Annotated in this window: 1 pseudogene; it reads right to left on the reverse strand. The window is 67.5% G+C overall.

Annotation, left to right across the window (positions count from 1 at the left end):
• Positions 1–86: 86 nt before the first annotated feature.
• Positions 87–1,230 (reverse strand): annotated as a pseudogene (locus tag ACFWUY_RS41705) (IS3 family transposase); the annotation flags it as partial.
• Between the last annotated feature and the right edge of the window lie 38 nt (positions 1,231–1,268).

Raw genomic sequence — 1,268 nt, forward strand, 5'->3', positions numbered from 1 at the left:
GGGCCTTGACCCCGGCTTTTGAACACGTCTATGTGGCTTGGGCCAGGGCAGTTGCTGCGGGTTGGAGGTCGTACTCGTAGGCAATCGGGGGTCGCTGGCCCGAGGTGGGAGTGTCGGCGTCGGGTCAACCAGCGGAAGGCTTCGAGCCTGGCCTCACGCTCGCTCGACCAGGCCTTTCGGCCTTTGAGTGTTTCTCTCTTGAAGGTGGCGTTGAAGCTTTCCGCGGCGGCGTTGTCCGTGCTGGAGCCGATCGCGCCCATGCTCTGCCGGACCCCTGCTGACCTGCAGATTTCCGCGAAGGCCCTACTCGTATCTGGCGAGCCGTGGTCGGTGTGCATGATCGCTCCAGCCAGACTCCCGCGGGTCCGTTCGGCGGCCGCCAGGGCGTCGACGACGAGCGCGGTGCGCAGGTGATCGGCGATCGCCCACCCGGCCAGCCGGCGTGAGCACAGGTCGATGACGGTCGCAAGGTAGAGTGGCTTCGCGCCGCTGACCGGCAGGTAGGTGATGTCGCCGACGCACCTTCTGTTCACCGCGACCGCGGTGAAGTCACGGCCGATCAGATCCGGCGCCTTCGAAGCCGCCCGGTCCGCGAGGGTGGTGCGGTGCCGGCGGCGCAACCGGACTCCCTTGAGCCCGATGCTCCGCATGATCCTCGCGACGCGCTTGTGGTTGACCACCGGGCCGCCCTCGTCACGGAGCTCGGTGGTGATCCTGGGGACTCCGTAGGTGCCGTCGGAGTCCTGGTGGACCAATGCGTATCCGGGCCGCCAGCCCGGCTTCGTCGGTGTGCCGGACCGTCCTTGCAGCCGCGGTGCGGCGCCAGTAGGAGAAACTCGAGCGGGCCAGGTCGAGGATGATGCAGAGCCGCTTCACGCCGTGACGGCGCTGGTGATCTTCAACGAACTGGCAGCGGTTCACCAGCGCGTCTCCGTCGCGAAATACCGGGCCACCTTGCGGAGGATGTCGCGCTCTTCTTACAGTTCGCGGATTCTCTGGCGTGCTGCGGTCAGCTCCGTCTGAATGCCACCGCCGGCCTGTGCAGTGGCCGACGGCGCGGAGTGGGCGCCGCGCCGGGCCGGCGCCCGTCGGCGGCTCGGATCCAGTTCCGCAGCGTCTCGGTGTTCACCCCGAGATCCGCCGCGACCGACTTGATCGTCGCTCCGGCCGCGACCGGTACAACGCAACCGCGTCCGTCTTGAACTCGGCGGGGTAGTGCTTTATCCCCACGGGGACTCCGTTCTCCTGGACCATCAAGATCCAAGTCT

Source organism: Streptomyces sp. NPDC058664, from assembly GCF_042716635.1.
GTDB lineage: Bacteria > Actinomycetota > Actinomycetes > Streptomycetales > Streptomycetaceae > Streptomyces.